Annotated in this window: 16 protein-coding genes; 2 read left to right on the top strand and 14 right to left on the bottom strand. The window is 72.6% G+C overall.

Features of this window, described 5'->3' with window-relative positions:
• The first annotated feature begins 69 nt into the window (after positions 1 to 69).
• A complete protein-coding gene (locus IE178_RS05620; protein WP_193511515.1) occupies positions 70 to 2,214 on the top strand; it encodes an MMPL family transporter in 2,145 nt (714 codons plus the stop codon).
• Here the strand turns inward: IE178_RS05620 and IE178_RS05625 are convergent.
• Positions 2,195 to 3,613 (bottom strand): RsmB/NOP family class I SAM-dependent RNA methyltransferase, encoded by a 1,419-nt coding sequence (locus tag IE178_RS05625; RefSeq protein WP_193511516.1) that lies wholly within the window; start codon positions 3,611 to 3,613, stop codon positions 2,195 to 2,197. The genes IE178_RS05620 and IE178_RS05625 overlap by 20 nt on opposite strands.
• A 76-nt stretch (positions 3,614 to 3,689) precedes the next feature.
• Positions 3,690 to 4,622 carry a methionyl-tRNA formyltransferase gene (fmt, locus tag IE178_RS05630; RefSeq protein ID WP_193511517.1) on the bottom strand — a complete coding sequence of 311 codons (933 nt, stop codon included), beginning with the start codon at positions 4,620 to 4,622 and terminating at the stop codon, positions 3,690 to 3,692.
• Positions 4,623 to 4,851: 229 nt separating this feature from the next.
• Between fmt and IE178_RS05635 the strand changes: the two genes are divergently transcribed.
• Positions 4,852 to 5,400 carry a hypothetical protein gene (locus IE178_RS05635; RefSeq protein ID WP_184765671.1) on the top strand — a complete coding sequence of 183 codons (549 nt, stop codon included), beginning with the start codon at positions 4,852 to 4,854 and terminating at the stop codon, positions 5,398 to 5,400.
• 677 nt (positions 5,401 to 6,077) lie between these two features.
• Here IE178_RS05635 and IE178_RS05640 read toward each other — a convergent pair.
• The 12 genes from IE178_RS05640 to IE178_RS05695 all read right to left on the bottom strand — a co-directional run bounded on the left by IE178_RS05640 (position 6,078) and on the right by IE178_RS05695 (position 21,104).
• A complete protein-coding gene (locus IE178_RS05640; protein WP_193511518.1) occupies positions 6,078 to 8,225 on the bottom strand; it encodes a primosomal protein N' in 2,148 nt (715 codons plus the stop codon).
• A 327-nt stretch (positions 8,226 to 8,552) separates the two neighbouring features.
• Positions 8,553 to 9,761, bottom strand: coding sequence for a methionine adenosyltransferase (gene metK, locus IE178_RS05645; RefSeq protein WP_184765669.1), 1,209 nt, complete (start codon positions 9,759 to 9,761; stop codon positions 8,553 to 8,555).
• Between the two features lie 237 nt (positions 9,762 to 9,998).
• The gene (gene coaBC / locus IE178_RS05650; protein WP_193511519.1) at positions 9,999 to 11,201 is read right to left on the bottom strand and encodes a bifunctional phosphopantothenoylcysteine decarboxylase/phosphopantothenate--cysteine ligase CoaBC; all 1,203 of its coding nucleotides are present in this window, start codon (positions 11,199 to 11,201) and stop codon (positions 9,999 to 10,001) included.
• 110 nt (positions 11,202 to 11,311) lie between these two features.
• Positions 11,312 to 11,584 carry a DNA-directed RNA polymerase subunit omega gene (gene rpoZ / locus IE178_RS05655; protein ID WP_086728298.1) on the bottom strand — a complete coding sequence of 91 codons (273 nt, stop codon included), beginning with the start codon at positions 11,582 to 11,584 and terminating at the stop codon, positions 11,312 to 11,314.
• A 62-nt stretch (positions 11,585 to 11,646) separates the two neighbouring features.
• Complete coding sequence (gene gmk / locus IE178_RS05660; protein ID WP_193511520.1) at positions 11,647 to 12,204, bottom strand: guanylate kinase; 558 nt, start codon at positions 12,202 to 12,204, stop codon at positions 11,647 to 11,649.
• A 37-nt stretch (positions 12,205 to 12,241) separates the two neighbouring features.
• On the bottom strand, positions 12,242 to 12,565 hold the full coding sequence (locus IE178_RS05665; RefSeq protein ID WP_003977346.1) for an integration host factor: 324 nt from the start codon (positions 12,563 to 12,565) through the stop codon (positions 12,242 to 12,244).
• Positions 12,566 to 12,821: 256 nt separating this feature from the next.
• Entirely contained in the window at positions 12,822 to 13,667 is an 846-nt protein-coding gene (gene pyrF / locus IE178_RS05670; protein WP_193511521.1) for an orotidine-5'-phosphate decarboxylase, read from the bottom strand.
• Positions 13,664 to 14,770: a quinone-dependent dihydroorotate dehydrogenase gene (locus tag IE178_RS05675; RefSeq protein WP_193511522.1), complete on the bottom strand. Its 1,107-nt coding sequence runs from the start codon at positions 14,768 to 14,770 to the stop codon at positions 13,664 to 13,666. The genes pyrF and IE178_RS05675 overlap by 4 nt, the downstream gene beginning before the upstream one ends.
• A 50-nt stretch (positions 14,771 to 14,820) precedes the next feature.
• Positions 14,821 to 18,129: a carbamoyl-phosphate synthase large subunit gene (gene carB / locus IE178_RS05680; protein WP_193511523.1), complete on the bottom strand. Its 3,309-nt coding sequence runs from the start codon at positions 18,127 to 18,129 to the stop codon at positions 14,821 to 14,823.
• Positions 18,122 to 19,264 carry a glutamine-hydrolyzing carbamoyl-phosphate synthase small subunit gene (carA, locus tag IE178_RS05685; RefSeq protein WP_193511524.1) on the bottom strand — a complete coding sequence of 381 codons (1,143 nt, stop codon included), beginning with the start codon at positions 19,262 to 19,264 and terminating at the stop codon, positions 18,122 to 18,124. Before carA ends, carB begins: the two co-directional genes overlap by 8 nt.
• Positions 19,261 to 19,821, bottom strand: coding sequence for a PH-like domain-containing protein (locus tag IE178_RS05690; RefSeq protein ID WP_184765662.1), 561 nt, complete (start codon positions 19,819 to 19,821; stop codon positions 19,261 to 19,263). The genes carA and IE178_RS05690 overlap by 4 nt, the downstream gene beginning before the upstream one ends.
• Positions 19,818 to 21,104, bottom strand: a complete 1,287-nt coding sequence (locus IE178_RS05695; protein ID WP_193511525.1) for a dihydroorotase — start codon at positions 21,102 to 21,104, stop codon at positions 19,818 to 19,820. The genes IE178_RS05690 and IE178_RS05695 overlap by 4 nt, the downstream gene beginning before the upstream one ends.
• Position 21,105 lies beyond the last annotated feature (1 nt).

The raw sequence follows: 21,105 nt of genomic DNA on the forward strand, positions 1-21,105 counted from the left end.
TGCGGGAGTTGCCCTCACCGGTCCCGTACCGGGACGTCGGTGCGTACCGGCGCTGCCGCGGAGGTCTCCATGACGGGCGAACGAGGCGTCGCGCATCTGGTCTGCGGACGGCGGGCCAAGTGGCTGGTGCTGGTTCTGTGGCTGGTGATGCTGTTTCTGACGGCGCCGCTCGCGCAGAAGCTCACCGACGCGCAGGACAACGACGCCGCGTCCTGGCTGCCGGGGTCCGCCGAATCGACCCAGGTCCTGAAGATCTCCGAGGACTTCCGGCCCGAGCAGATCCCCGCGATCGTGGTCTACGCCCGGGACGGCGGTCTGACGGCCGCCGACCGGGAGCGGATCGCCGGGGACGTGGCCCGGCTCGAGCGGCTGAGCGGCCACGGCATCAGGGGCGACGAGACCCGGGGCCCGGTCTACGACCGCCGGACCGACCCGCGTGCCGCGCAGATCCTCGTGCCGATCACGATGGACGAGCGGGGCTGGGAACGGATCGGGCCCGCGGTCGCATCCGTCCGGGACGGCGTCGGCGAGGGCGGCGACGGGCTCGCCGTGCACATCACGGGACCGGGCGGCACGTCGGCGGACTTCGCCGAGGCGTTCGAGGGCATCGACTCGACGCTGCTGTTGTCCGCGATGACCGTGGTCGTCGTGATGCTGCTGATCACCTACCGCAGCCCGACCCTGCTGCTGGTCCCGCTGCTCGCGGTGATCTGCGCGCTGTTCACCGCGCAGGCCCTGGTCTATCTGCTCGCCGAGCACGCGGGCCTGACCGTGAACGGGCAGAGCGCCGGCATTCTCACGGTGCTCGTCTTCGGCGCGGGCACCGACTACGCCCTGCTGCTGGTCGCCCGCTACCGGGAGGAGCTGCGCCGGCACACGGACCGGCACGAGGCGATGGCGCTGGCCCTGCACCGGGCGGGCCCCGCGGTGCTCGCCTCCGGCGCGACCGTCGTGCTGAGCCTGCTGGTGCTGCTGACCGCCGAGATGAACTCCACCCGCGGCCTCGGCCCGGTCGCCGCGATCGGCGTCGCGGTCGCCCTGCTGGCCATGCTCACGCTGTTCCCCGCACTGCTGGTGGTGTGCGGCCGGTGGATCTTCTGGCCGGTGATTCCTCACCACGGCGCCCCCGACCCGACCGAGCGGGGCGCGTGGGCCCGTACGGGCCGCCGGATCGCCCGCCGACCCCGCATGGTCTGGGGCGTGACCGCGGCCGTGCTGGCGATCTGCTCGCTGGGCCTGATCCAGCTCCGCGCGGAGGGCATCGGCAACGCGGACGCGTTTACCGGCAAGCCCGACTCGATCACCGGCCAGGAGGTGTCCGCACGGTACTTCCCGGCGGGCAGCGGCGATCCGCTGGTGGTCGTCGCCAACCAGGCGCAGGCCGAGCGGGTGGGCCGCGCCGTCGCCGGCACTCAGGGGGTCGTCCCGGAGTCCCTGGGCCTGCCGCCGGGCACGAGAGCGTCCTTCGAGGGCACGGTGCTCTTCGAGGCCACCATGACCGCCCCGGCGGACAGCGAGGCGGCGAAACAGACGGTGGAGCGGGTCCGGGACGCCGTGCACGCGGTGCCGGACGCCGACGCCCGGGTGGGCGGCGGCACGGCGGCGCTGCTGGACATGGACGAGGCCACCACCCACGACAACGTGCTGATCATCCCGCTGGTGCTGGTCGTGGTCCTGCTGATCCTGTGCGTCCTGCTGCGCGCCCTGACGGCCCCGCTGCTGCTGATCGCGACGGTGATCCTGTCGTTCGCGGCGGCGCTCGGTCTCAGCGCGCCGGCCTTCCGGTACGTGTTCGGCTACGCGGGCGAGTCGACCGACTTCCCGCTGTTCGTCTTCGTCTTCCTGGTGGCCCTGGGCATCGACTACAACATCTTCCTGACCACCCGTATCCGCGAGGAGGCCACCCGCCGGGGCACCCGGCCGGGCGTGGTCACCGGTCTCGCCGCCACGGGCGCCGTGATCACGTCGGCGGGTCTGGTCCTGGCCGGCACCTTCGCCGCGCTCGGCACGCTCCCCATGGTGGCGTTCGCCGAGATCGGTTTCGCGGTAGCGCTGGGCGTGCTCCTCGACACCTTCATCGTGCGGTCGGTGCTGGTCACGTCCCTGTTCCTGGACGTGGGCCCCCGGGTGTGGTGGCCCCACCGGCTGGCCCGCGAGGACGGCGCCGCCGAGGTGACGGCGCCCGGGACGGGCGTCAGCCGGTCCGGCGGATGAGCGCCAGATACATCGCGTCGGTCCCGTGCAGATGCGGCCACAGCTGTACGTCGGGCCCCTCGCCCAGATCCGGAACGCCCGGCAGCAGCGGACGGGCGTCGATCAGTTCGGCGTCCGGGAACTGCTTGAGGAGGTCGGCGACCACGGCCCGGGTCTCCGCGAGATGCGGCGAGCAGGTCGCGTAGCCGACGACACCGCCGACCCGCACGGACTCCAGGGCGGTGCGCAGCAGCCCGCGCTGGAGCGGGGCGAAGCCGTCCAGGTCCTCCGGCCGGCGCCGCCAGCGCGCCTCGGGGCGGCGGCGCAGGGCACCGAGACCGGTGCACGGCACGTCGACCAGCACGCGGTCGAAGCTGCCGGGCCGCCACGGGGGCCGCGTTCCGTCGGCGGCGACGACCTGGTACGGGCCGGGGTTGCCGGCCAGTGCCTTGGCCACCAGCCCGGCCCGGTGCGGCTGCTTCTCGGAGGCGAGCAGTACGGCGCCCCGCTGGGCGGCGAGCGCCGCGAGCAGCGCGGCCTTGCCGCCCGGCCCGGCGCATCCGTCCAGCCACATCCGGTCGCGGCCCTCGACGGGCGCGGCCGCGAGCGCGAGCGCGACGAGCTGGCTGCCCTCGTCCTGCACTCCGGCCCGGCCCTGCGCGACCGCCGGGACGGCGCCCGGCTCCCCGCCCTCGGTGAGGCGGACCGCGTGGGGCGACCAGCGCCCCGGCACCGCGGCCTCCTCGTCGAGCAGTTCGCCGGTGGTGGCCCGGCCGGGGCGGGCGACGAGCGTGACCTCGGGGCGCTCGTTGTCGGCCCGCAGCAGCTCCTCGATGCCGGCGCGTCCACCGCCGAGGGAGTCCCACAGTGCGGAGACCACCCAGCGGGGGTGCGAGTGCACGACGGCGAGATGATCCTCGGGATCGTCGTCGTAGGGCGGCGCGACCCGCTCCAGCCAGCCGTCGAGGTCGTGCTGCGCGATCTTGCGCAGCACGGCGTTGACGAACTTCGCCCGTCCGTCGCCCAGCACCACCCGGGCCAGCTCGACGGAGGCGGACACGGCGGCGTGCGTGGGGATGCGGGTCCCCAGCAACTGGTGCGCGCCCAGGCTCAGCACGTCCAGCACCGGCGGGTCCACCTCGCGCAGCGGCCGGTCGACACAGGCCGCGATGACCGCGTCGTACGTCCCCTGGCGGCGCAGCGTGCCGTACACCAGCTCGGTGGCGAGCGCCGCGTCCCTGGCGTCGAAGTCCTCGCTCTCGCGCGCCCTGCGCAGCAGCGGGGGCAGGACGAGGTTGGCGTACGCGTCCCGCTCGTCCACGGCCCGCAGGGCCTCGAAGGCGAGGATGCGGACGGGGTCCTTCTTGGGCCGGCGGTAGGGCTTGGCCGGCTTGCGGGGCCGACGGGGCTGGTCGCTCACGAAAAAGGTGCTCCGGAAGTGGGGTGAAGTGCGCGGTCCAGCCTACGTCGTCGGGCCGGCCGCCGCGTGTGCGGCGTCATCCGCCGACGGTCTCCCCGGCGGCGATCCGCACCCCGCGCGCCCAGTCCGCCGCCCGCATCGGCTTCTTGCCCTGGGCCTGCACCCACAGCAGCTCCACGGCGTACGAACCGGTGCCCACGTACACGTTGTTCTTGCCGACGGACAGCTGCCCGGGCGCGAGGTCGGTCAGCTCCGGTACGGGGGCGGCCTGGACGAGCTTGAGCCGCTCGCCCCGGAAGGTGGTCCAGGCGCCGGGCGCGGGGGTGCAGCCGCGCACCACGCGGTCGACGCGCAGGGCGGGGGTGTGCCAGTCGACGCGGGCGTCCTCGACGGTGACCTTGGGGGCGAGGCTGATGCCCTCCGCGGGCTGCGGTACGGCCTTCAGGGTGCCGTCCTCGATGCCGTCCATGGTCGCGGCGAGCAGCCCGGCGCCCGCGAAGGCGAGCCGGGTGAGCAGGTCTCCGCTGGTGTCGGTGGGGCGGATCTGCTCGGTGACGGTGCCGTAGACCGGCCCGGAGTCGAGGCCCTCCTCGATGAGGAAGGTGACGGCGCCGGTGATCTCGTCGCCCGCCATGATGGCGTGCTGCACGGGCGCGGCGCCGCGCCAGGCGGGCAGCAGCGAGAAGTGCAGGTTGACCCAGCCCCGGACGGGGATGTCGAGGGCCGCCCTGGGCAGCAGGGCGCCGTAGGCGACGACGGGGCAGCAGTCCGGAGCGATCTCCTCGAGCCGCTGCAGGAAATCGGGGTCCCTGGGCCTGGCCGGCTTCAGCACCTCGATCCCGGCCTCCTCCGCCCGCTCGGCGACCGGGGAGGCGACCAGCCTGCGTCCCCGTCCGGCGGGCGCGTCGGGCCGCGTGACGACGGCGGCCACCTCGTGCCGCCCGGAGGCGAGAAGAGCGTCCAGTGCGGGAACGGCGACCTCGGGGGTACCGGCGAAGACGAGCTTCATGGGGTGCTTCGGGCCTCTCGGGCGGGGTCGGTGGGGCAACGCACCAGTGTATGGGGCGCCGTACAAGGCCGAAGGCCGCGGCGCGGGACCCCGCCCGGGGGCGTACGCATATGCCGCCACGCCCCCACCCCGTGACTCGCGGGGCGGATCCGCGTTGGTCAAGAGAGAGTTGACCAACGGGCCCCGCGACGGGCTCATTTCTTCCAACGCCGGTTCGAGAGGCTTGTTCATGGCCGACCACGCAACCCACGACGCCCAGGCTCGGGCCAGCCTGCACCTGCTGGTGCGGGACATCGAGCGGGTCCGCCGGCAGGTGGACGCGCTGCGCACGCTCACCGCGCAGCTGGGCAATGTCTACCGCCCGCGCCGCTCCGGCCCGTCCACGGGCTTCGTCGTCTACGGACGTGCCCCCGCCCCGACGGTCCGTCTCGCCCAGGAGCTGCGGGACAGTGTCGAGACCCTGGTCACGGCGGCCGTGGACTTCGACCGCTCACTGGGCTTCTCATGGGACGCGGTGGGCTCCGCGCTCGGAGTCACCAAACAGGCGGTGCACCGCCGTTACGGCGCCCGCCGGGCCGCCGCGCAGGCGTCGGCGGCCGGGGAGGCCGAGCGCGCTCCCGAGTCGTCGGGCGCCCGCACGGTCAATGTGGGCGCCGGTGTCTCCACGGTGCCGACGGTCCCGGCGGCCCGCTCCATGCCGACCCAGCCCACGGCAGGCAGCCCGTCCCTCCGCGACGAACCACGCCCCACGGCCTTCCCCGCCCCCCGCAACGGCTGAGCCTCCACCGCCCCCGCCCTCCCGGCGCACCGCCCCGGGAGGGCGCGGTCGTCCCACGCGTCGTCCCGGGCCGACGCCGCCCGCACCAGGGCGCGCCGACGACCGGCCCCCACGGCACCCACAGTGCCGACGCGGCTTGCTCGGAGTGACGTACCCCGGCCGAACACCCCGCCCGCGCCCGAGCCCGGCGGCGGCCTGCGCCGATGTCCGGTAAGTCGCCGACCGGCCCCCACGGCACCCACAGTGCCGACGCGGCTTGCTCGGGGTGACGCACCCGGCCGCATCCCCCACCCGCGCCCAAGCCCGGCGGCGGCCTCAGCCGATGTCCGGTGGGTCGCCAGCCGACCCCCACGGCACCCACAGTGCCGACGCGGCTCCACTCGAGGTGACGCACCCCGGCCGAACACCCCACCCGCGCCCGAGCCCGGCGGCGGCCTGCGCCGATGTCCGGTAAGTCGCCGACCGGCCCCCACGGCACCCACAGTGCCGACGCGGTTCCACTCGAGGTGACGTACCCCGGCCGAACACCCCACCCGCGCCCAAGCCCGGCGGCGGCCTGCGCCGATGTCCGGTAAGTCGCCGACCGGCCCCCACGGCACCCACAGTGCCGACGCGGCTTGCTCGGGGTGACGTACCCCGGCCGAACACCCCGCCCGCGCCCGAGCCCGGCGGCGGCCTCAGCCGATGTCCGGTGGGTCGATGCGTACCCACACCGCCTCGTCTCCGCCCCGGGCCATCCGGGCCGCCTGCGCGGCCTTCAGGGCGCCCGCCAGGGCGGCGCCGGTGCCCGGGGGGACGCGGATGAGGGCGCGGTCCCACGGCTCACCCGGAGGCGGCGCTCCCGGCCGTCGTGGGCGACCCGCCGGGATGACCGGCAGGGGGATCGGCCCCAGCACCTCGGCCCGCGCGGGCAGTTCGACCGCGCGAAGGAACTCGGCCACCGCCCCGCCCGGCCCCGACACCGACGCCATCCGCGACACCGGCGGGAACCCCAGTTCGGCGCGCTCGGCCAGTTCCCGCACCGCGTGCCCGACCGGATCCCAGCGCACCAGCGCCTGCACCGGCCGCAGCGTCGGTTCGGCGACCACCACCACCGTGCCGCCCGCCGACTGCGGACGGACCAGCGCCGCCGCACCGATCCAGCGGCGCAACGCGTCCTCCCCGGCCCGCAGATCGGGCCGGCCCAGCATGGCCCACCCGTCCAGCAACAGCGCGGCCGCGTAGCCGCCCTCCGCCACCGGCTCCGCACCCGGTGTGCTCACCACCAGCGCGGGCGCTCCCGGCACCGTGTCCAGCACATGCTCGCGCCCCGAGGTCCGCACCGGAACCGCCGGGAACGCCCGGCCCAGCTCCTCGGCGGTGCGCCGGGCCCCCACCACCTGGGCCCGCAACCGGAACCCGCCGCACTCGGGACAGTGCCAGCCGCTCTCCTCGCGACCGCACCAGCCGCACCGCAGGTCGTCGGAACCATGCGCTTCGAGCGGCCCGGCGCAGTGCCGGCACCGCGCCGGTGTCCGGCAGTTGGCGCACGCCATCCGCGGCACATATCCGCGGCGGGGCACCTGCACGAGCACCGGCCCGTGCCGCAGTCCCTCCCTGACGGCCTGCCAGGCGAGCGTCGGCAGCCGCGCCGCTCGTGCGGCCTCGTCGCGCGCGAGATCCCCGTCCCCGACGGTCCGCACCAGCGGTGCGGCGGCCCGGACCCGCTCCCTCGCGGCGATCAGGGGCCTGGCCCAGCCCGTCTCCACGAGCTGGGCGGCCTCCACGGTGCAGCTCCAGCTGCCCAGCAGGAAGCCGCACTTGTCCTGCGCCGCCCTCAGCAGCAGCACCTCACGGGCATGCGGCTGCGGGGCGTGCTGCTCGCTGTGGCTGTCGTCGCCGTCGTCCCACACGGCGACCAGTCCGAGGTCCCGCACCGGGGCGAACATCGCCGCCCGCGTCCCGATGACCGCCCGTACGGATCCCCGCCGCACGGCGAGCCACTGCGCGTACCGGTTCTCCGGCCCGGCGTCGGCGGTGAGCACCGCGTGCCGCCCCTGGCCCAGCAGTTCGGTGAGCGCGGCGTCGACACGGGCCACGGCCCGTCCGTCCGGCAGGACGGCCAGCGCGCCGCGCCCGGAGGCCAGGGTCGCCGCGACGGCCCGGGCGAGTTCCTCGCTCCACCCCGGCCCCGGCAGCGCGTTCCACACGGCCCGCGGGGCGCCGCCCGAGGCCAGTGACTCCAGGAACGCCGGCCCCTGCTCGTACCGGTCCCAGGAACCGGGACCGGGCGCCGGGGGCGGCGGCAGCGGGGCGGGCGAGGGCCGTTGCTCGGCGCGTGCGTTGCGCGGCGGCACGGCGAGCTGGAGGACGTCGGCGAGGCTGCCCGCGTACCGGTCGGCGACCGCCCGGGCGAGCCCCAGCAGCTCCTCGCTGAGCACCCGCTCGGGCGAGACGACCTGGGCCAGCGCCGCCAGGGGCCCCGAGTAGTCGGACTCGGCGAGCCGCTCGACGAGGAATCCGCCGATCAGTCCGCCCCCCTCGCGCCGCCCCTCGCGCACCCGGTGTCGTCCGGCCCCGAACCGCACCCGCACCCGCACCCCGGGCTGGGCGTCGGCGTCCAGCTCCTCGGGCACGGCGTAGTCGAAGTAGCGGTCGAGATGGAGCACGCCCTTGTCGACGAGGACCCGGGCGACGGGCAGGTGCCCGGCCAGGGCGGCGCCCCGCCAGGTCCGCGGCTTGGCGCGAGGCGCCTTGGCCTTGCGCACGCTCTCCCGAATGAGCGCGAGCTGCTCGGGCGGCGCACCCTCCGCGCCGCCGTCCGGTCGTCCGTTCTCGCTGCTCACGCTTGCATTCTTACCAAACACGACGGACAGCGGCGCCGGGCCCGAGGTCGGCCCGGGTACGGATCACGAACGCCCGACGGCGCTTGTGCCTTGGGCCACTGGGCCATACCGGTCCCGGACCGGCAGCGGGATTCGAACCTGCGAGGGGTTCACCCGGAAGTATCCGCGCCCTTCGCAACCGGCCGGGACGCCGCCGCGCTCCCACCGCAGGGCTCTCCCGTACGGCGTGCGCGGGCATGTCCGCCGGGCCGGGCCCCGGACACACCGAGGCCCGGCCCCTCGAAAGGTCGAAAGGGCGCCGGGCCTCGGGCAGACGCGGGGTGGGGCCTACAGCCCCGCCGCCTTGCGCAGCGCGTCCACGCGGTCGGTGCGCTCCCAGGTGAAGTCGGGCAGCTCACGGCCGAAGTGGCCGTAGGCGGCGGTCTGGGCGTAGATCGGGCGCAGCAGGTCGAGGTCGCGGATGATGGCGGCCGGGCGCAGGTCGAAGACCTCGTCGATGGCCTTCTCGATCCGCTCGGTCTCGACCTTCGCGGTGCCGAAGGTCTCCACGAACAGGCCGACCGGCTCGGCCTTGCCGATCGCGTACGCCACCTGGACCTCGCAGCGGGTGGCCAGGCCCGCGGCGACCACGTTCTTGGCGACCCAGCGCATCGCGTACGCCGCCGAGCGGTCCACCTTGGAGGGGTCCTTGCCGGAGAACGCGCCGCCGCCGTGGCGGGCCATGCCGCCGTAGGTGTCGATGATGATCTTGCGGCCGGTCAGGCCGGCGTCACCCATCGGGCCACCGATCTCGAACCGGCCGGTGGGGTTCACCAGCAGACGGTAGTCCTCGGTCTCCAGCTTGATGCCCTCGTCCAGCAGCGCCTTCAGCTCCGGCTCCACGACGAACTCGCGGATGTCGGGGGCGAGCAGCGACTCCAGGTCGATGTCGGAGGCGTGCTGGGAGGAGACGACCACCGTGTCCAGACGGACCGCCTTGTCGCCGTCGTACTCGATGGTGACCTGGGTCTTGCCGTCCGGACGCAGGTAGGGGATCGTGCCGTTCTTGCGCACGTCGGACAGGCGCTTGGACAGGCGGTGCGCGAGGAAGACCGGCAGCGGCATCAGCGTCGGCGTCTCGTCCGTCGCGTAGCCGAACATCAGACCCTGGTCGCCGGCGCCCTGTCGGTCCAGTTCGTCCTCGTCGCCCTCGACGCGGGCCTCGTAGGCGGCGTCGACACCCTGCGCGATGTCCGGGGACTGCGCGCCGATGGACACCGAGACGCCGCAGGAGGCGCCGTCGAAGCCCTTCTTCGACGAGTCGTAGCCGATCTCCAGGATCTTGTTGCGCACCAGCGTCGCGATGTCCGCGTACGTCTTGGTGGTGACCTCACCCGCCACGTGCACCAGGCCGGTGGTGATCAGGGTCTCGACGGCGACCCGGGAGGTCGGGTCCTCGCGGAGCAGGGCGTCGAGAATGGTGTCGCTGATCTGGTCAGCGATCTTGTCGGGGTGACCCTCGGTCACGGACTCCGAGGTGAACAGACGACGGGACACAATGCTCCCTGGGGTTGCAGCGGCTGCTGGCTGATCATTGGCGAACGGCGGGGGCTGCACCCGACGCCGTCCGTGAAACAGTTTATCGGTCGCGCTCCACCACGGGTCCCCCTGTCTCGCCTCGCGAGAGTGCTGTGACCTGCGGCACGGGCATTCTGCCCATGCGGGGCGGGCTTGACCAGAGGCGCCACGCCCCCGCGGGCGGGGTTTCGGCGCATCGGACGGACACCGGATCGCTCATCCGAGGCGTTCGGCCACCAGGTCCCACACGATGTCGGCCAGGGCCTCCTTCGGCCCGTGCGCGACGGGCGTCTCACTGCCGTCGGCGCCCAGCACCACGGCCTCGTTCTCCTCGGAGCCGAAGGTCTTTCGCTCCCCCACCTCGTTCACCACCAGCAGGTCGCAGCCCTTGCGCTTCAGCTTGGCGCGGCCGTTGGCGAGCACGTCGTCGGTCTCGGCGGCGAAGCCGACGATCACCTGTCCGGCGCGCGCCCGATCGCCGGAGATCTCTGCGAGGATGTCCGGATTGCGCACCAGGGTGATGGGCGCGGGCTCCTGGCCGTCCTTCTTCTTGATCTTCCCGGCCGCGTAGACCGCCGGGCGGAAGTCGGCGACGGCCGCGGCCATGACCACCGCGTCCGCGTCGGCTGCGGCGCCGAGGACGGCTTCGCGCAGTTCCACGGCCGTCCCCACGGGAACGACGTCCACGCCGGCGGGATCGGGCAGCACGGCGTTGGCCGCGATCAGGGTGACGCGGGCGCCCCGCGCGGCGGCGGTGCGGGCGAGGGCGTAGCCCTGCTTGCCGGAGGAGCGGTTGCCGAGGAAGCGGACCGGGTCGAGGGGCTCGCGGGTGCCTCCGGCGCTGACGACGACGTGCCGCCCCCGGAGGTCCGGTGCGGTGACGCCGCGGGCCAGCACCCGGCGGCAGACCTCGAAGATCTCGCCCGGGTCGGGCAGCCGGCCCTTGCCGGTGTCGACGCCGGTGAGCCTGCCGACGGCCGGTTCGATGACGACGGCGCCCCGCGCGCGCAGGGTCGCCACGTTCTCCTGGGTGGCCGGGTGCTCCCACATCTCGGTGTGCATGGCGGGGGCGAAGACCACTGGACAGCGGGCGGTGAGCAGGGTGTTGGTGAGGAGGTCGTCGGCCAGGCCGTGGGCGGCCTTGGCCAGCATGTCCGCGGTGGCGGGGGCGACGACCACCAGGTCGGCGTGCTGCCCGATCCGGACGTGCGGCACCTCGTGGACGTCGTCCCAGACCTCGGTGGAGACGGGGTTGCCGGAGAGCGCGGACCAGGTGGCGGCGCCGACGAAGTGCAGCGCGGAGGCGGTGGGTACGACGCGGACGTCGTGCCCCGACTCCGTCAGCCGCCTGAGCAGCTCACAGGCCTTGTACGCGGCGATGCCACCACTGACCCCCAGAACGACCTTCGGCTTGTCCACCGTCTCTCCCCGGACCTCGGAAACCTTCGACCAACCCCATGAGACACCACAGGCCCGGCAGACGTGCTGCCGGGCCTGTGGAAAAGTCAGCTACAAGCTGCTGATACGACTTACTGCCCGGGGCCGTCGACGGCCTCGGAGGTCAGCAGTCCCGCGTTGATCTCGCGCAGGGCGATCGAGAGCGGCTTCTCGTGGACATGGGTGTCGACGAGGGGACCGACGTACTCGAGCAGGCCTTCGCCGAGCTGCGAGTAGTACGCGTTGATCTGGCGGGCCCGCTTGGCCGCGTAGATCACGAGGCTGTACTTCGAGTCCGTGGCCTCGAGGAGCTCGTCGATCGGCGGGTTGATGATGCCCTCGGGCGCGGAGATGGAAGAGGACACGCTCTACCTTCCGATGGATGGGAAAGATGCAGTCTGCATGATCGCTGAACGATCACTCACGATCACACGACGTTCATCAAGGCTAGCAGCTCGCGGGCCACACCCTCGACGGAGGTGTTGACCAGGGTGGTGTCGAACTCCGGCTCGGCCGCCAGTTCGGTCCTGGCGGCGTCCAGACGACGCTCGATGACCTCGGGCGACTCGGTGCCCCGGCCCGTGAGCCTGCGCACGAGCTCCTCCCAGGAGGGCGGAGCCAGGAACACCAGCTGGGCCTCGGCCATGGACTCACGGACCTGCCGCGCGCCCTGGAGGTCGATCTCCAGCAGCACGGGCACACCCGCCTCCAAATGCTCCAGCACCGCCGCGCGAGGAGTGCCGTAACGGTTGTCGGCGAACTCGGCCCACTCCAGCAGCTCACTGTTGGCGATCAGCTTGTCCATCTCCTCGTCGGTGACGAAGAAGTAGTGGACTCCGTGCCGCTCGCCCGGGCGGGGCTTGCGGGTCGTCGCCGACACCGAGAGCCAGACCTCGGGGTGTTCCTTGCGCATATGGGCGACGACCGTGCTCTTGCCGACCCCGGAGGGGCCGGAGAGCACGGTCAGCCGCGGACGTTCACTCATGCAGCGATTATTCCAGGAATCCCGCAGTGCTCGGGACTCAGGAGCCGGTGCTGCCGAACTCGCGCTCCAGGGAGGCGATCTGGTTGGAACCGAGACCGCGCACGCGGCGGCTCTCGGAGATGCCCAGTCGCTCCATGATCTGCTTGGCGCGGACCTTGCCCACGCCCGGCAGCGACTCGAGCAGGGCGGAGACCTTCATCTTGCCGATGACGTCGTTCTCCTGGCCCTGCTTGATGACCTCGTGCAGGGAGGCGCCGGAGTGCTTGAGTCGATTCTTGACCTCGGCCCGCTCCCGGCGAGCCGCGGCGGCCTTTTCGAGCGCGGCTGCGCGCTGTTCAGGGGTAAGGGGCGGAAGAGCCACGCCTACGTCACCTCGGATGTCGAACTGTCGGATACGGACCGGTGAGGAACCTAGTCGCCCCACACCTGAGGAGCCACGAGCAACACAGTCGCCCGTTCACTCTCCGTCGGAGACTAGCGGCCAACTCCGCCGGAGTCAGCGAGAACTGCGGAAAAGTCCTGGTCAGCCTCCGTCAGGCCAGACATTTAAGACATACTGCCCTGGATTTGAGGATGTATCCAGAGTCCGGCGACCACGGAATCCCTCGTCGGCCGGTTCAGGCCGGCGTCACGGCGGCCCGGATCTCCTCCGCGAACCGCTCCGCGGCGTCACGCAGAGCGACCGTGTCGGGACCGTGGCGCAACACACCCCGGCTGACGTTCGGCACGACATTGCGCACCGCGCTCCCGAAGACCGCCGGCAGATCGGCCGCCGTGGCGCCCTGGGCGCCGATGCCGGGCGCGAGGATCGGGCCGCCCATGTCCAGGTCGTACGAGGACAGGTCGCCGAGCGTCGCGCCGACCACGGCGCCGAACGACCCCAGGGGCTCCTCGCCGGCGTTCTCCAGGGCCAGGTGACCGAGCATGGTGGCCCCGATGGTGCGTCCGTCGGCGCGGACCGCGTGCTGGACCTCGCCGCCCTCCGGGTTGGACGTCAGCGCGAGCACGAACAGCCCGGTGCCGCTCTCCCGGGCCAGCGCCACGGCCGGGCTCAGCGAGCCGTAGCCGAGGTACGGCGAGACGGTGAGCGCGTCGGAGAACAGGGGCGCGTCCTTGTGCAGGAAGGACGCGGCGTAGGCGGCCATGGTGGAGCCGATGTCCCCGCGCTTGGCGTCCATGACGACCAGCGCCCCGGCCGCCCGCGCCTCCCGCACGGTGTCCTCCAGCACGGCGACGCCGCGCGAGCCGAAGCGCTCGAAGAAGGCGCTCTGCGGCTTGAGCACGGCGACCTGGCCCGCGACCGCCTCGACGACCGTGCGGCTGAACCGCTCCAGGCCCGCCACGTCGTCGTTCAGGCCCCACTCGGCCAGCAGGGAGGCGTGCGGGTCGATGCCCACGCACAGCGGCCCGCGCTCGTCCATCGCGCGGCGCAGACGGGCGCCGAAGGGTTCGAGACCAGTCATGCCGTCTTCCTCACGTCGGCGCCCACCGCGTCGGCGAGCGTGGCGTACGGGCTCGTGCGCAGGCGGGCGGAGAGTCCCTTGTGCATGGCGCGGCCCCAGAAGGGGCCTTCGTAGATGAACGCGCTGTAGCCCTGGACCAGCGTGGCACCGGCCAGGATGCGCTGCCAGGCGTCCTCGGCGTTCTCGATGCCGCCGACGCCCACCAGGGTGATCCGGTCGCCCACGCGCGCGTAGAGGCGGCGCAGGACCTCCAGGGAGCGTGCCTTGAGGGGCGCGCCGGACAGGCCTCCGGTCTCCTCGACGACGGCGGGACCGGACGTCAGGCCGAGTCCCTCGCGCGCGATGGTGGTGTTCGTCGCGATGATGCCGTCCAGACCGAGTTCCACGGCCAGGTCGGCGACCGCGTCGACGTCCTCGTCGGCGAGGTCGGGGGCGATCTTCACCAGCAGCGGCACCCGGCGGGCGGGGACCGCACGGTCGGCGGCCTCGCGGACGGCGGCGAGCAGCGGGCGCAGCGCCTCGGTGGCCTGCAGATCGCGCAGCCCCGGCGTGTTCGGCGAGGAGACGTTGACCACCAGGTAGTCCGCGTACGGCGCCAGCCGCTCGGCGGACGTCACGTAGTCCGCGACCGCCTCGCTCTCCGGTACGGCCTTGGTCTTGCCGATGTTGACGCCGACGACCGTCCTGAAGACGGGCGTGCGGGAGGCCAGGCGGGCGGCGACGGCCAGCGAGCCGTCGTTGTTGAAGCCCATGCGGTTGATCAGCGCACGGTCCGCGACCAGGCGGAACAGCCGCTTCTTCGGGTTGCCGGGCTGCGGCTGACCGGTCACGGTGCCGATCTCGACGTGGTCGAATCCGAGCATCGCCATGCCGTCGATGCCGACGGCGTTCTTGTCGAAGCCGGCGGCGAGGCCGAAGGGGCTGTGCAGGCGCAGCCCGAGGGCCTCGGTGCGCAGCTCCTTGTGGCGGGGGGCGAGCACCGCGGCGACGAAGGTACGCAGCACGGGCACCCGCGCGACGCGACGGATCCAGCCGAAGGCCAGGTGGTGGGCCTGCTCCGGGTCCATCCGTCGGAAGAGCAGAGTGAAGAGAATCTTGTACATGGTGTCCTCATGAAGAGGGGGACACCGTTTCCGGTGTCCCCCTCGGGGTGCTAGGCGCGGGCCGCGGTCAGATGGTGCGCGTGTTCCTGGAGTGAGCGGACGCCCACCTCCCCGCGGTTGAGCGCGTCGATGCCCTGGACCGCGGCGGCGAGCGCCTGGACCGTCGTCAGACACGGCACGGAGCGCGCCACGGCGGCCGTACGGATGTCGTAGCCGTCGAGGCGGCCGCCGGTGCCGTACGGGGTGTTGACGATGAGGTCGACCTCGCCGTCGTGGATGAGCTGGACGATGGTCTTCTCGCCGTTCGGTCCGGTGCCCTCGGACTGCTTGCGCACGACGGTGGCGCTGATGCCGTTGCGCTTGAGGACCTCGGCCGTGCCGGAGGTGGCGAGCAGCTCGAAGCCGTGCGCCATCAGCTCGCGCGCCGGGAAGATCATCGAGCGCTTGTCGCGGTTGGCGACCGAGATGAAGGCGCGGCCCTTGGTGGGCAGCGGTCCGTAGGCGCCGGCCTGCGACTTGGCGTACGCCGTGCCGAAGACGGAGTCGATGCCCATGACCTCGCCGGTGGAGCGCATCTCCGGGCCGAGGACGGTGTCGACACCGCGGCCGTGGATGTCCCGGAAGCGGGACCACGGCATCACGGCCTCCTTGACGGAGATCGGCGCGTCCAGCGGCAGCTCGCCGCCGTCCCCGGTCGCCGGGAGCAGGCCCTCGGCGCGCAGCTCGGCGACGGTGGCGCCCAGCGAGATCCGCGCGGCGGCCTTCGCCAGCGGCACGGCGGTCGCCTTCGAGGTGAAGGGGACGGTGCGCGAGGCGCGCGGGTTGGCCTCGAGGACGTAGAGGATGTCCCCGGCCAGCGCGAACTGGATGTTGATCAGGCCGCGCACCCCGACACCGCGCGCGATGGCCTCCGTGGAGGCGCGCAGCCGCTTGATGTCGAAGCCGCCGAGCGTGATCGGGGGCAGGGCGCACGCCGAGTCGCCGGAGTGGATGCCGGCCTCCTCGATGTGCTCCATGACGCCGCCGAGGTACAGCTCCTCGCCGTCGTAGAGGGCGTCGACGTCGATCTCTATGGCGTCGTCGAGGAACCGGTCGACCAGAACCGGCCGGGAGGGGCTGATCTCCGTGGACTCGGCGATGTAGGACTCCAGCCGGGTCTCGTCGTAGACGATCTCCATGCCGCGTCCGCCCAGCACGTAGGACGGCCGGACCAGGACCGGGTAGCCGATCTCGTCGGCGATGGCCTTGGCCTCGGCGAAGGTGGTGGCGGTGCCGTGCTTGGGGGCCGGCAGGCCGGCCTCCTTGAGGACCTGGCCGAAGGCGCCGCGGTCCTCGGCGGCGTGGATGGCCTCCGGGGAGGTGCCGACGATCGGCACGCCGTTGTCCTTCAGCGCCTGCGACAGGCCCAGCGGGGTCTGGCCGCCGAGCTGGACGACGACGCCCGCGACCGGTCCGGCCTGCCGCTCGGCGTGGACGATCTCCAGGACGTCCTCCAGGGTGAGCGGCTCGAAGTACAGCCGGTCGGAGGTGTCGTAGTCCGTGGAGACGGTCTCCGGGTTGCAGTTGACCATCACGGTCTCGTACCCGGCGTCGCTCAGCGCGAAGGAGGCGTGGACGCAGGAGTAGTCGAACTCGATGCCCTGGCCGATGCGGTTGGGGCCGGAGCCCAGGATGATCACCGCGGGCTTCTCGCGCGGCGCGACCTCGCTCTCCTCGTCGTAGGAGGAGTAGAAGTACGGCGTCTTCGCGGCGAACTCGGCGGCGCAGGTGTCGACCGTCTTGTAGACCGGGCGGATGCCCAGCGCGTGCCGGACCTCGCGGACGACGTCCTCGCGCAGGCCGCGGATCTCGGCGATCTGCTGGTCGGAGAAGCCGTGCCGCTTGGCCTCGCCGAGCAGGTCGGCGGTCAGCTCGGGCGCCCCGGCCAGCTCGTCGGCGATCTCCTTGATGAGGAAGAGCTGGTCGACGAACCACGGGTCGATCTTCGTGTACTCGAAGACCTCCTCCGGGGTGGCGCCCGCGCGGATGGCCTGCATGACGGTGTTGATACGGCCGTCGGTCGGGCGGACCGCCTCGCGCAGCAGTTCGTCCTTGTCGCCCGTCGCGCCGACGAAGGTGAACTGGCTGCCCTTCTTCTCCAGCGAGCGCAGCGCCTTCTGGAACGCCTCGGTGAAGTTGCGGCCGATGGCCATGGCCTCGCCGACCGACTTCATGGTGGTGGTGAGGGTGGAGTCGGCGCTCGGGAACTTCTCGAACGCGAACCGGGGCGCCTTGACGACCACGTAGTCGAGCGTCGGCTCGAAGGAGGCCGGGGTCTCCTGCGTGATGTCGTTGGGGATCTCGTCGAGGGTGTAGCCGACGGCGAGCTTGGCGGCGATCTTGGCGATCGGGAAACCGGTCGCCTTGGAGGCGAGCGCCGAGGAACGCGACACGCGGGGGTTCATCTCGATGACGATGACGCGGCCGTCCTCGGGGTTCACCGCGAACTGGATGTTGCAGCCGCCGGTGTCGACGCCGACCTCGCGGATGACCGCGATGCCGATGTCGCGCAGGACCTGGTACTCGCGGTCGGTGAGCGTCATCGCCGGCGCGACGGTGATCGAGTCGCCGGTGTGCACGCCCATGGGGTCGAAGTTCTCGATGGAGCAGACGACCACCACGTTGTCGTGCTTGTCGCGCATCAGCTCCAGCTCGTACTCCTTCCAGCCGAGGATGGACTCCTCCAGGAGCACCTCGGTGGTCGGCGAGAGGGTGAGGCCCTGGCCGGCGATGCGGCGCAGCTCGTCCTCGTCGTGCGCGAAGCCGGAGCCTGCGCCGCCCATGGTGAAGGAGGGGCGGACGACGACCGGGTAGCCGCCCAGCTCGTCGACGCCGGCGAGGACGTCGTCCATGGAGTGGCAGATGACCGAGCGGGCGGACTCGCCGTGCCCGATCTTCTTGCGGACCTCCTCGACGACCAGCTTGAACTGGTCGCGGTCCTCGCCCTTGTGGATCGCCTCCACGTTGGCGCCGATCAGCTCGACGCCGTACTTCTCCAGGACGCCGTTCTCGTGCAGCGAGATCGCGGTGTTCAGGGCCGTCTGGCCGCCCAGGGTGGGCAGCAGGGCGTCCGGCTGCTCCTTGGCGATGATCTTCTCGACGAACTCGGGGGTGATCGGCTCGACGTAGGTGGCGTCGGCGATCTCCGGGTCGGTCATGATCGTCGCCGGGTTGGAGTTGACGAGGATCACCCGCAGGCCCTCGGCGCGCAGGACGCGGCACGCCTGGGTGCCGGAGTAGTCGAACTCGGCGGCCTGGCCGATGACGATCGGGCCGGAGCCGATGACCAGGACGGACTGGATATCGGTGCGCTTAGGCACGCTGGCCCTCCATCAGGGAAACGAAGCGGTCGAACAGGTACGCGGCGTCGTGCGGGCCCGCTGCCGCTTCGGGGTGGTACTGGACGCTGAAGGCCGGCCGGTCGAGCAGCTGGAGGCCCTCGACCACGTTGTCGTTCAGACAGACGTGGGACACCTCGGCACGGCCGAACGGCGTGTCGGAGACCTGGTCCAGCGGGGCGTCGACGGCGAAGCCGTGGTTGTGCGCGGTGACCTCGACCTTGCCGGTCGTACGGTCCTGCACCGGCTGGTTGATGCCGCGGTGGCCGTACTTCAGCTTGAAGGTGCCGAAGCCGAGGGCGCGGCCCAGGATCTGGTTGCCGAAGCAGATCCCGAACAGCGGGGTGCCGCGCTCCAGGACGCCCCGCATCACGGAGACCGGGTGGTCGGCGGTGGCGGGGTCGCCGGGGCCGTTGGAGAAGAAGACACCGTCCGGGTCGACGGCGTAGACGTCCTCCACGGTCGCCGTGGCGGGCAGCACATGCACCTCGATGCCGCGCTCGGCCATGCGCTGCGGGGTCATGCCCTTGATGCCGAGGTCGACGGCGGCGACGGTGAACCTCTTCTCGCCGATCGCGGGGACGACGTACGGCTCGGTGGTGGCGACCTCGGCGGACAGGTCGGCGCCCTTCATCTGGGGCGCCTCCTGGACGCGGGCGAGCAGCGCGGCGTCGTCGCGCACGGCGTCGCCGCTGAAGATGCCGACGCGCATGGCGCCGCGCTCCCGCAGGTGCCGGGTGAGCGCGCGGGTGTCGATGCCGCTGATGCCGACGACACCCTGCGCGGCGAGTTCGTCGTCCAGCGAGCGCCGCGAGCGCCAGTTGGACGGCACGCGCGCGGGGTCGCGCACGACGTAGCCGGAGACCCAGATCCGCTTGGACTCGGCGTCCTCGTCGTTGACGCCGGTGTTGCCGACGTGCGGGGCCGTCATCACCACGACCTGGCGGTGGTACGACGGGTCGGTGAGAGTCTCCTGGTAGCCGGTCATGCCGGTGGAGAACACCGCTTCGCCGAAGGTCTCCCCCACCGCCCCGTAGGCACGGCCGCGGAAGATCCGGCCGTCCTCCAGGACGAGTACGGCGGGAACCTTGGCGGTTCCCCTGGTGGAGGTTGTCATCGTGCGCCTTCCGTCTTGTTGATCATTTGATTGAGGGTCTCGACCCACTCGTTGTGCTCGGCCGCCCGGTCGGAGCGGAAGCCGGAGTCGATCAGCCGCTCTCCGTGCGCCCAGGTGACGACGAGCAGACCGCCCTCGGTGAGGACCTTGCCGGCGATGCCCTTGTCGAGCCGGGCGCCGCGCAGCGCCTGCGCGGGGACGAAGAAGTCGTCCGCGCCGGGACGTACGACGTCCAGTCCCGCCTCGGTGAGCGTCAGCTCGGCCCGGCTGCGGGTGCCCAGGCCGTGCGCCACGATGCGGTCGAGCCACTGACCGGCGGTGGTCGAGCCGTGGTAGCGGCCGCTCAGGGTCAGTTTCGCCGGTCCGGGGTCGTCCGGCGCGCCGTGCAGCTCGGGCAGGTCGCCCTGGAGCGTGCCGCGCCACTTCCAGCCCTCGCGCATCAGCCAGTAGACGAGCGCGACGAACAGGGCGAGGCCGACGACCCAGCCGATCCGGGCGGCCCAGTCGGTCACTTCCGCCGATTCCTTCCCGGCGGCCAGCAGGATTACAGGTGTCACGTGAGCTTCCCGTCGACGAGCGTGGCCTTGCCCCGGAGCCAGGTGTGCGTGACACGGCCCGGCAGCTCGCGGCCCTCGTACGGGGTGTTGCGGCTGCGCGAGGCGAAGCCCGCGGGGTCCACGGAGCCACGGTATGCCGTGTCGACGAGGGTGAGGTTGGCGGGCTCACCTGCCGAGACGGGACGGCCATGGCCCTCGGCCCGTCCGATGCGCGCGGGCTGGAAGGACATGCGGTCGGCGACGCCGGCCCAGTCCAGCAGGCCCGTGTCGACCATGGTCTCCTGGACCACCGACAACGCGGTCTCCAGGCCGACCATGCCCATGGCGGCCGCGGCCCACTCGCAGTCCTTGTCCTCGTGCGGGTGCGGGGCGTGGTCGGTGGCGACGATGTCGATCGTGCCGTCGGCGAGCGCCTCGCGCAGCGCCGTGACATCCCGCTCCGTGCGCAGCGGCGGGTTCACCTTGTAGACCGGGTCGTACGTCCGCACCAGCTCGTCGGTGAGGAGCAGGTGGTGCGGGGTGACCTCGGCGGTGACGCGGATGCCGCGGGACTTGGCCCAGCGGACGATCTCGACGCTGCCCGCCGTGGACAGGTGGCAGATGTGGACGCGGGAGCCGACGTGCTCCGCGAGCAGCACGTCCCGGGCGATGATCGACTCCTCGGCGACCGCCGGCCAGCCCCCGAGCCCCAGTTCGGCGGAGACGACGCCTTCGTTCATCTCGGCGCCCTCGGTCAGCCGCGGCTCCTGGGCGTGCTGGGCGACGACGCCGTCGAAGGCCTTCACGTACTCCAGCGCCCGGCGCATGATCACGGCGTCGTGGACGCACTTGCCGTCGTCGGAGAAGACGGTGACACCGGCCGCGGACTCGTGCATGGCGCCCAGCTCGGCGAGCTTGTGCCCCTCCAGGCCGACGGTGACGGCGCCGATGGGCCGCACGTCGCAGTAGCCGTGCTCCTTGCCGAGCCGCCAGACCTGCTCGACGACGCCGGCGGTGTCGGCGACCGGGAAGGTGTTGGCCATGGCGAACACGGCCGTGTAGCCGCCGCTCGCCGCCGCGCGGGTGCCGGTCAGGACGGTCTCGGAGTCCTCGCGGCCCGGCTCGCGCAGATGGGTGTGCAGGTCGACCAGGCCCGGCAGCAGCACCTTGCCGCCCGCCTCGACGATCTCGGCGCCGTCGGCCGGCAGGTCACGGCCCACGGCCGCGATCGTCGCGCCGTCGATCAGGACGTCCTGCGGCTCCCCGCCGAGCACCTTCGCACCACGGATCAGGATCTTGCTCATG

It is taken from the genome of Streptomyces griseoloalbus, assembly GCA_014650015.1.
Lineage (GTDB): Bacteria > Actinomycetota > Actinomycetes > Streptomycetales > Streptomycetaceae > Streptomyces > Streptomyces griseoloalbus.